The organism is Actinosynnema sp. (assembly GCF_052038725.1).
In genome coordinates, this window is sequence record NZ_JBQGCX010001485.1 from 1 (window position 1) to 9577 (window position 9577).

At 73.7% G+C, this 9577-nt stretch carries 9 protein-coding genes; 4 read left to right on the forward strand and 5 right to left on the reverse strand.

The annotated features are described in order from the left end of the window. Together ACTUAL_RS31325 and ACTUAL_RS31330 are read right to left on the reverse strand one after the other, a co-directional pair. Positions 1–1417, reverse strand: a 1417-nt coding sequence (locus ACTUAL_RS31325) for a sodium:solute symporter (protein WP_440902755.1), incomplete at its 3' end; no start/stop codon positions are given. Beyond that, a complete protein-coding gene (locus tag ACTUAL_RS31330) occupies positions 1404–2528 on the reverse strand; it encodes an anhydro-N-acetylmuramic acid kinase (protein WP_440902758.1) in 1125 nt (374 codons plus the stop codon). The genes ACTUAL_RS31330 and ACTUAL_RS31325, both read right to left, overlap by 14 nt. A 120-nt stretch (positions 2529–2648) precedes the next feature. Here ACTUAL_RS31330 and ftsY point away from each other — a divergent pair, with 120 nt between their 5' ends. Next, positions 2649–4106, forward strand: a complete 1458-nt coding sequence (gene ftsY / locus ACTUAL_RS31335) for a signal recognition particle-docking protein FtsY (RefSeq protein WP_096496611.1) — start codon at positions 2649–2651, stop codon at positions 4104–4106. A 66-nt stretch (positions 4107–4172) separates the two neighbouring features. Here the strand turns inward: ftsY and ACTUAL_RS31340 are convergent, their stop codons facing one another. Continuing rightward, entirely contained in the window at positions 4173–4565 is a 393-nt protein-coding gene (locus tag ACTUAL_RS31340; RefSeq protein ID WP_096496610.1) for a hypothetical protein, read from the reverse strand. 43 nt (positions 4566–4608) lie between these two features. Continuing rightward, positions 4609–5382, reverse strand: a complete 774-nt coding sequence (locus ACTUAL_RS31345; RefSeq protein ID WP_096496609.1) for an IclR family transcriptional regulator — start codon at positions 5380–5382, stop codon at positions 4609–4611. 89 nt (positions 5383–5471) lie between these two features. Here ACTUAL_RS31345 and aceB point away from each other — a divergent pair, with 89 nt between their 5' ends. From aceB to ACTUAL_RS31360, 3 genes are all read left to right on the forward strand, one after another. After that, positions 5472–7013, forward strand: a complete 1542-nt coding sequence (gene aceB, locus ACTUAL_RS31350; RefSeq protein ID WP_096496608.1) for a malate synthase A — start codon at positions 5472–5474, stop codon at positions 7011–7013. Between the two features lies 1 nt (position 7014). Beyond that, entirely contained in the window at positions 7015–8220 is a 1206-nt protein-coding gene (locus tag ACTUAL_RS31355; RefSeq protein ID WP_440902756.1) for a DUF6986 family protein, read from the forward strand. 90 nt (positions 8221–8310) lie between these two features. Continuing rightward, a complete protein-coding gene (locus ACTUAL_RS31360; protein WP_157767893.1) occupies positions 8311–8766 on the forward strand; it encodes an Imm1 family immunity protein in 456 nt (151 codons plus the stop codon). A 30-nt stretch (positions 8767–8796) separates the two neighbouring features. On the opposite strand, the gene pucL is transcribed toward ACTUAL_RS31360, so the two are convergent. Next, positions 8797–9577, reverse strand: a 781-nt coding sequence (gene pucL, locus ACTUAL_RS31365) for a factor-independent urate hydroxylase (RefSeq protein ID WP_440902757.1), incomplete at its 5' end; no start/stop codon positions are given.

Below are 9577 nucleotides of genomic sequence, written 5' to 3' on the forward strand. Positions count from 1 at the left end.
GGTCCGCCTCCGACGCCGCCGAGAAGTCCACGGTCAGCTCCAGGTCCGGCCCGCTGAACTTCACGCCCAGGATCACGAACGCCATCACCACAACGGTCACCGCGAACGCCGCGATCGCGTCCGGCTGCCGCGCCCCGCGGAACACCAGCCCCAGCAGGAACGCCCCGAGCAGCGCCCCGTAGGTGAAGCCCGCGATCGACAGCCCCTGCTCGACGATCGGGTTGCCGCGCGTGGTGAACGACGAGAACAGCCCGGCGAACACCACCAGCAGCACCGCCCACACCACCGTCCACCGGCGCCCCTGCCGCAGCACCTCGTCCTCGGACAGCGGCCTGCGCACGAGCTTCTGGTAGACGTCGGTGACCGTGGACGAGGCCAGCGCGCCCAGCGACGAGCTGAGCGCGGCGGCCAGGATGCCCGCGATGACGAACCCGGACAGCCCGGACGGCATGTCGTTGACGATGAAGCTCGCGAACAGCTCGTCCGCGTTGCTGAGCCCGAGCTCCTTCACCGGGTGCGCGCCCTCGTAGTAGGCCCACAGCATCACGCCGATCACCAGGAACAGCCCGAACTGGAGCAGCACCACCACACCGCTGCCGATGAGCGCCTTCTGGCTCGCCCGCACGTCCTTGGTCGCCATCAGCCGCTGCACCACGAGCTGGTCGGCGCCGTGCGAGGCCATGGACAGCACCGCGCCGCCCACGAACGCGGTCAGCGCGGCGTACGGGCTGGTCAGCGGGCTGGCGACCAGGTCGAGGAACTGGAACTTGTCCGCGTCGGCGGCCTGCCCGACCCAGTCGCCGGGCAGCCGCCCGGACAGCACGACGATCACCGCGACCGCGCCGAGGACGTACCAGAGCATCTGGATGGCGTCGACCCACACGACCGCGCGCACCCCGCCCAGGAAGCTGTAGACCACCATCGCCGCGCCGAGCACGGCCACGATCAGCCAGTACGAGGCGTTCACCCCGTACGCCGACAGCACGACCTTCACCGGGATCGCGGTCGCGAACAGCCGCAGCCCGTCCGCGAGCAGCCGGGTCACCAGGAACGTCACCGACGCGGCGCCCTGGAGCCCGGAGCCGAACCGGCGCCCCAGGTACCCGTACGCGGTGACCAGCTCGCCCGCCACGTACTTCGGCAGCAGCACGAACGACACCACGATCCGGCCCAGCAGGTAGCCGAACGCCAGCGACAGGAACGTCATGCCGCCGCCGTAGGCCACGGTCGGCACGCTCAGCACGGTCAGCGTCGAGGTCTCCGCGGAGACCACCGAGACGCACACCACCCACCACGAGATGGAGCGCTCGCTGACGAAGTAGTCGGTCGCGGATCGCTGCCTGCCGCCGATCCACACGCCCAGCAGCGGCATCCCCACCAGGAAAAGCACCACGATCGCGAGGTCAAGTGCACGCACGGCTTCCTCCGATTCTCAGACCGGTGACCGGGGTGGTGGCGGGCTCAGGCAGGCGCAGCGGCGCCCGTCCGGGGGTGATGGAGCCCAACGGGCGCGGCCCGCGCGCGCCGGTCGCGGCCGGGACGTTGCCCGGAAGGCCGTGCCAGGCCAAGAAGCCCAGCAGCGCGGTCAGGTGCGCCTCCTTGGCCCCGGCGGGCAGGCCGAGGTCGTCGCTGGGGCGCACGTCGGACCCCGGCAGGCGGCGGCGCAGGGCCGCCATCAGCGCGGGGTTGCGGGTGCCGCCGCCGGAGACCACGACCAGGCGCGCGTCGGCGCAGGCGCGGGCGGCGGTGCGGGCGGTCAGCTCGACCAGGGTGGCGAGCAGGTCCTCGGGGGTGAGCGCGAGGCCCTCGGTCGCGCGGTCCAGGTAGCCTGCGTTGAAGTGCTCCTTGCCGGTGGACTTCGGCGCGGGGCGCGCGTAGTGCGGGTCGGCCAGCAGCCGGTCGAGCAGTCCGGGGTGGACGGCGCCGCGCAGGGCGAGCGCGCCGTCGACGTCGCAGGGCGTTCCGGTGATCCGCCGCGCCGCCGCGTCCAGGAGCGCGTTGCCGGGGCCGGTGTCGCAGGCGGACGGCGGGTGGCCGTGCCGCACCAGGGTGACGTTCGCGATGCCGCCCAGGTTCAGCGCGGCGGCCGGGGCGGTCTTCGATAACTCGGCCAGCCACAGCACGTCGAGCGTGCTGGCCAGCGGCGCGCCGTGGCCGCCCGCCGCGACGTCGCGCTGGCGGAAGCCGGAGACCACCGGGAGGCCGGTCGCCTCGGCGATCCAGGCGGGCTCGCCGAGCTGGAGCGTGCCGAGGCAGGTCCCGCTCTCCACCCGGTGGTGCGCGGTCTGTCCGAGTGACGAGACCCGCTCGCCCCGGTACCCGGCGGCGTTCCGGCCGAAGAGCCGCCCCAGCCCGGTGTCGAGGGCGCACACGTCCCCGGCGCCGGTCGGGACCGCCCGCAGCCGGTCCGGGAACGGGTGTTCCGCGTGCTCGACGGGGGAGAGCACGACCACCGGCCCGTCCAGGGACAGGTCGGCGACCGCCACGTCGACGGCGTCCGCCGACGTGCCGGAGTGGAGCCCGATCACCCTCACGTCCAGTGGTCTATTCGACGCGGGGCGTCGGCACAAGGGGGGTTGTGGAGAAGTTGCCAGGTGCAAGCTCTTCTCGTTGATCGACCACATGCGCAGGCGTGGGAGGATTGGCCGGTGTCCACCACGACCCTGATCTGGATCGTCGTCCTCGTCGCGGCGCTGCTCGCGGTCGCCCTCGTGGCCGGTGTCGCGCTCTCCCGGCGCAGGCGGATCTCCCTCACCGAGAAGGAACCCGACCGCCCCGTCACCAAGGGGTACCGGGCGGGCGGTGGGATCACGTTCGCCCAGCCCGGAGGTTCCGCGACCACCCCGGCCGAACCGGAACCGGCGGCGAAGCCCTCGGCGGCCGAGCCCGCCGAGGAGCCCCCCGCGAAGCGGGCCGAGTCCGCCGCGCCGGTGGTGGACGAGCCCGTCGAGACCCCGGCGCCGGTCGACATCTCCGTGCCCGTCGACACCGCCGCGCCCGTCGACACCGCCGTGCCGGTCGCGCCGGTCGAGGGCCCCGAGCCGGTCCGGCACCCGGTGGTCGACCGGACCGAGGTGGACGGGCAGCCCGGCGTCGGCGACGACGCGTCGGTGCCGCGCGACTCGGTCCGACCCGGACTGGTCGACGTCCAGCTCCCCGAGGAGTCCTCGGAGATCGACGAGATCGAGCCGACGGCGGGCCGCCTCGAGCGGCTGCGCGGCAGGCTGAGCCGCTCCCGCTCCACGCTCGGCTCCGGCCTGCTCGGCCTGCTCGGCGCGGGCGACCTGGACGAGGACTCGTGGACCGACGTCGAGGACACGCTGCTCATGGCGGACCTCGGCGCCGCGGTGACCATGCAGGTCGTGGAGGCGCTGCGGCAGCAGATCGCGGCGCGCGGCGTGCGCACCCCCGAACAGGCCAGGACGCTGCTGCGCGAGGTCCTCGTGGACGCGCTGCACCCGTCGATGGACCGCTCGCTGCACGCCCTCCCGCACGACGGCAAGCCCGCCGTGCTGCTCGTGGTCGGCGTCAACGGCGTCGGCAAGACCACCACCACCGGCAAGCTCGCCCGCGTGCTCGTCGCCGACGGCCGCACCGTGCTGCTCGGCGCGGCCGACACGTTCCGCGCCGCCGCCGCCGACCAGCTCGCCACCTGGGGCTCCAGGGTCGGCGCGCGCACCGTGCGCGGCCCCGAGGGCGGCGACCCGGCGTCGGTCGCGTTCGACGCGGTCAAGCAGGGCGTCGGCGAGGGCGTCGACACCGTCCTGGTCGACACGGCGGGCAGGCTGCACACCAAGACCGGGCTGATGGACGAGCTGGGCAAGGTCAAGCGGGTGGTGGAGAAGCAGACGGAGGTCGACGAGGTGCTGCTGGTGCTCGACGCGACCACCGGGCAGAACGGGCTCACCCAGGCCCGCGTGTTCTCCGAGGTCGTGGACGTGACCGGCATCGTGCTGACCAAGCTGGACGGCACCGCCAAGGGCGGCATCGTGTTCCAGGTGCAGCGCGAGCTGGGCGTGCCGGTGAAGCTGGTCGGGCTCGGCGAGGGCGCGGACGACCTGGCGCCGTTCGAGCCCGCCGCGTTCGTGGACGCGCTGCTCGGCTAGCCCCGCCTCGACGGCGCAGGGGCGGGGAACCGGATCAGGTTCCCCGCCCCTCCGCTTTCCCGGCCCCTAGCCGGCCACGTCGAACGCGGCCCGCGCGTGCACCACCTCGGAGCACCAGTGCCAGCACTCCTTGGCGTCCCCGGCGTCCAGGTGGAAGTGCAGCGGGTGCAGCGCGGAGCCCTCGGGCAGCGCCACCGGGTAGTCCGCCAGCGCGCGGAACCGCGCCGCCGCCACCCGACCGCTCCTGGGCTCCAGCCAGCTCTCCCGATTGGTCGCCCGCACGCGGGCGCCGGGGAACTCCCGCCGGTAGCCCTCGATCAGGCCGACCACCCAGTCGACGTCCCCGCCGGGCCCCGGAGCGGGCACGGGAGGCAGGTGGGCGCCGTCGCTCCACCGCCCCACCACGTTCGAGTCGTTCCAGAACAGGGTCAGCGTCCGGCCGTAGTGAGATGTCGCCACGGCGGAGATCCTTCCCGACCGGCCGGGCGGGCCGTCCGGCGCATCAGCCCATCGTGGGACGCGAGGCCAGCCGGTCGGCGATCCCGTGCAGCAGCCCGGTGATCCCCTCCGCCGCCTCCCGCGTCAGCCGTCCCTCCGGACCGGACACCGACACCGCCGCGGGCGTCGGCCCACCCGGCACGACCACCGCCACGCACCGCACGCCCAGCTCCTGCTCGCCCTCGTCCAGCGCGTGCCCGCGCGCGGCGACCAGGTCCAGCTCGGCCAGCATCGCGCCCAGGTCGGTGATCGTGTTCGGGGTGCGCGCGGGCAGCCCGGTGCGCTCCAGCAGCTCCCGCGCCCGGTCGCGGGGCAGCGCCGCCAGCACCGCCTTGCCGACGCCGGTCGCGTGCGGCAGCACCCGCCTGCCGACCTCGGTGAACATCCGCATCGAGTGCCGCGACGGGGCCTGCGCCACGTACACGATCTCGTCGCCGTCGAGCACCGCCAGGTTCGCCGTCTCGCCGGTCTCGTCCACCAGCTCGGCCAGCAGCGGGCGCGCCCACGTGCCGAACTGCCGTCCCGCGCCCTCGCCGAGCCGGATCAGCCTCGGGCCGAGCGCGTACCGGCGGTTGTCGTGCTGGCGCACGTAGCCCAGGTCGACCAGGGTGCGGATGAGCCGGTGGATGGTCGGCAGCGGCAGGCCGGAGGCGGACGCCAGCTCCGACAGGCTGGCCTCACCGCCCGCGTCGGCGAGCCGCTCCAGCAGGTCGAAGGCTCGCTGGAGGGACTGCACGCCACCGCTCTCGCGCGACACCTTCGGACACGCTCCCTCCATTGCCGTTCCGCTATGCGATAACTATAGTCCGCAAAGCAGAAAATCGGCGCAGCACGGCATCCGACGCGGCAGCCAGGGAGGCATCCAGCATGACCGGAATCCGAGTTCTCGGTGGCGCGGTCGAGCGCGGCGAGCAGATCCTGACCCCGGAGGCGCTGGAGTTCGTGGCCGCGCTGCACCGCTCCTTCGCCGCCACCCGCGACGAGCTGATCGCCCGCCGCGCCGACCGGGGACCGCTCGGGTTCCTCGCCGAGACCGCCGACGTGCGCGAGGGCGAGTGGCAGGTCGCGCCCGCCCCCGAACCGCTGCGCGACCGCCGGGTCGAGATCACCGGGCCCACCGAGCGCAAGATGGCGATCAACGCCCTCAACTCCGGCGCGAAGGTGTGGCTGGCCGACCTGGAGGACGCCAACACGCCGCACTGGCGCAACGTGGTGTCCGGGCAGGTCACCCTCTACGACGCGGCGCGCGGGACCATCTCGCACACCTCGCCCGAGGGCAAGCGGTACGAGCTGGGCGACGGGCCGCGCCCGGCCATCGTGGTGCGCCCGCGCGGCTGGCACCTGCCCGAGCGCGGCATCGAGGTCGGGGGAGGGCCCGCCATCGGCGCGCTGGTCGACTTCGGGCTGCACTTCTTCCACAACGGCGCCCTCGGCAGGCCGTACTACTACCTGCCGAAGCTGGAGAGCCACCTGGAAGCCCGGCTGTGGAACGACGTCTTCACGTTCGCGCAGGCCGAGCTGGGCGTGCCGCGGGGCACCATCCGGGCGACCGTCCTCATCGAGACGATCCCGGCCGCGTTCCAGATGGAGGAGATCCTGCACGAGCTGCGCGAGCACGCCTCCGGGCTCAACGCGGGCCGGTGGGACTACCTGTTCAGCGTCATCAAGTACTTCCGCGACGCCGGGCGCGAGGCCGTGCTGCCCGACCGCAACGCCATCACCATGACCGCGCCGTTCATGCGCGCCTACACCGAGCTGCTGGTGCGGACCTGCCACAAGCGCGGGGCGTTCGCGATCGGCGGCATGGCCGCGTTCATCCCGAACCGGCGCGACCCCGAGGTGACCGAGCGGGCGCTGGCGAAGGTGCGCGAGGACAAGACCCGCGAGGCCGGGGACGGGTTCGACGGGTCGTGGGTGGCGCACCCGGACCTGGTGCCGGTGTGCCGCGAGGTGTTCGACGCGCGGCTCGGGGCGAGGCCGAACCAGCTGGACGTGACGCGGGACGAGGTGTCGGTGACCGCCGCGCAGCTGCTGGACTTCGCGTCCGCGGGCGGGTCGGCGACCGCCGCCGGGCTGCGGTCCGCCGTGGACGTCGGGGTGCGCTACCTGCTGTCGTGGCTGGGCGGCAACGGGGCGGCGGCGATCCACGACCTGATGGAGGACGCGGCCACCGCCGAGATCTCGCGGTCGCAGCTGTGGCAGTGGGTGCACAACGGGGTGGTGCTGGAGGACGGGACCCCGGTGACGGCCGAGCTGGTGCGCGGGGTGCTGGCCGAGGTGCGCGCGGAGCTGGCCGGTGCCGGGGCGTCCGAGCACCTGGACGTGGCGGTGGAGCTGTTCGACCGGGTCGCGCTCGCCGACGACTTCGTCGACTTCCTGACCCTGCCCGCCTACCGGCACATCGCCTGACGTGCCGCGCACGTCGCTGCCCGCCGACGCCGTGGCCGCGGCCACCGCGCGGCTGGAGTACTTCACGCCGCGCTGGCCGGAGGGGCGTCAGCCGGTGCACACCTGCTACGTCCCGGCCGACCGCGTTCACCCGGACGTGGTGACGGAGTGGGGTGCGCAAGCGCTTGCCGCTCTGGAGGGTCACGCGCCCTCGCCCGAAGGGCTGGCCGAGCTGCTGGACCTGGAGCCCGCGCTCGCCGCCGACGTGCACGCCGGGGTGCGGGCCAAGCTGGCCGCCGAACCCGTCGAGGACCTGCGCGTCGACTTCGAGGACGGCTACGGCTCGCGCCCCGACGACGAGGAGGACGCCGACGCCGAGCGGACCGCGCTGCTGGTGCGGGCGTGGCTGGACGCCGGGGTCGCGCCCGGCCGGTTCGGGGTGCGGATCAAGTCCTTCGACACCCCCGAGCTGGTGCGGCGCGGCGTGCGCACGCTGGACGTGTTCCTCACCGCCCTCGGCGGGCCGCCGCCCGGCTTCGTGATCACCTTCCCGAAGGTGACCTCGCGGCGGCAGGTCGAGGTGTTCGGGGACGTGCTCGACCTGTTCGGCGTCCCGCTGCGGTTCGAGGTCCAGGTCGAGACCACCCGGTCCGTGGTCGACGCGTCCGGGCTGCTGGCGCTGCCCGGCTACCTGGAGGCCGGTCGCGGGCGGGTCAGCGGGCTGCACTTCGGCACCTACGACTACACCGCCGGGTGCGGGCTCGGGGCCGCCCACCAGCACCTCGCGCACTCGGCCTGCGACTTCGCCCGGCACACCATGCAGCTCGCGGCGGCCGGGCGCGGGGTCGAGCTGTCCGACGGCTCCACCAACGCGCTCCCGGTCGGCGACGCGGTCCGCGAGGGGTGGCGCACGCACTACCGGCTGGTGCGGCGCTCGCTCGCGCACGGCTTCCACCAGGGCTGGGACCTGCACCCGGCGCAGCTGGTCACCCGGTACGCGGCGGTGCACGCCTACCACCGCGAGGGGCTGGCGGCCTCGGCCGCGCGGCTGCGGGCCTACGCCGAACGGGTGGCCGGGGCGGTGCTGGACGAGCCCGCGACCGCGCAGGCGCTGTCGGAGACGTTCGTGCGTGCGCTCGACTGCGGTGCGTTGACCCCCGAAGAGGTCAACGATGTCACTGGTCTGGGCGTCTCGGAGCTGCGGAACCTGGCCCGGCGTGGGCGATGACCGTCCCTCACGGTGATGGCTCTCGCTGGATTGGGTGATAGTCCGCCATGCCGTGACCACGGTGACCGCCAACGGGACAGTGTGGGGCGCATGAGCGTACGAGCCGGGCTGTGGAGCGGGTTGCCGGACTTCGACAGCGCCGAGCACCGCTACCGGGTGGTGGCGTGCCCGGCGGACGTCGACCTGCTGATCGAGGCGCTGGGGGTTCCGGGGTGCAACGACGCGACCCTGGAGCACTTCGGCCGCGACACCGACGACGAGGGGGAGTGCGACCACAGCGTCGTGCTCGCCGTGCGCGGCGCGTGGGGGTACCTGCACTACGTCGACCCTGACTTCTCCGGGTGGCCGGTCGGGGACGAGCGGGCGCCGCACGTCAACGAGGCGTACACGGACTTCCCGCCCGGCGTCGGCGTGCCGCTGGAGGTGCTGCGGGCGCTGGTGCTGGAGTTCCTGGAGACGGCGCGCAGGCCGGACGCGGTGCGGTGGTACACCGAGGCCGACCTGTTCCCGTCGTGGCGGACGCGCAGGTCCGCGATCCCGGACTAGCGCGGTGGCTCGCCCCTTCCCGGTCGGGGGTCAGAACTCCCCGATCGAGTACCACGCCAGGCCCGCGTCCTCGGCCTCCTCGCGCAGCGCCGAGCCCTCGATCAGCCCGTACGGGCTCTCGGGCGCGTGGAACACCTCGTTGCGGTTGTCCAGGCCGAACGGGGACAGGTCCACCGGGACGTGGTGCTTGTTGGGCATCGACAGCCGCACCTCGGCGACCTCCGGGCGGGCCAGCAGGACGGCCTCCGCCATGGCGTAGAGGGTCTGCTGGAGCGAGAGGCTGTGCTTGTCGGCGAACGTCGACAGCAGCACGCGGCGGATCTCCGCGTAGCTCGCGGCCCAGTCGACGACCTCGTCCGAGGAGTAGCGCCAGCGCGCGGTGACCGAGGTGGCGAGCACGCGGTCGTCGGTCTCGGCGAGGGTGGTGAACTCGTCGCGCGGGAACCCGTGGAACTCCGAGCCGGTGGTCTTGAGCACCACGAGGTCCTTGAGCCCGGACACCACCCAGGCCCGGTCGTGGTCGACGGTCACGGCGGTGGTCCGGATCTCCCCGCCCGACCGGGTGAACGAGTGCCCGTTGGCCTCGATGCGCTGCCAGAGGTGCTCGTCGACGAGCACGCGCGCCCCGGTGATCGCCGCCTGCCCGGCCACGAAGTGCCGCGCGAGGCGGAGGGCGAAGTCCTCGACCTGGTGGACGCCGTAGAGCTTGGCGAAGGCGTAGGCGGTGTTCTTCTGGGTGTCGGTGGCGAGGACCTTGGTGTTGTCGCCGGTCAGGTGGGTGTCGGCGAGGTCCCCGCGCAGCGAGGTGCTG

Excerpts from the sequence above, each read along its gene's own strand:
- ACTUAL_RS31345 (WP_096496609.1), bottom strand. The coding sequence starts at position 5,382 with ATGGAGGGAGCGTGTCCGAAGGTGTCGCGCGAGAGCGGTGGCGTGCAG.
- aceB (WP_096496608.1), top strand. The coding sequence starts at position 5,472 with ATGACCGGAATCCGAGTTCTCGGTGGCGCGGTCGAGCGCGGCGAGCAG.
- ACTUAL_RS31360 (WP_157767893.1), top strand. The coding sequence starts at position 8,311 with ATGAGCGTACGAGCCGGGCTGTGGAGCGGGTTGCCGGACTTCGACAGC.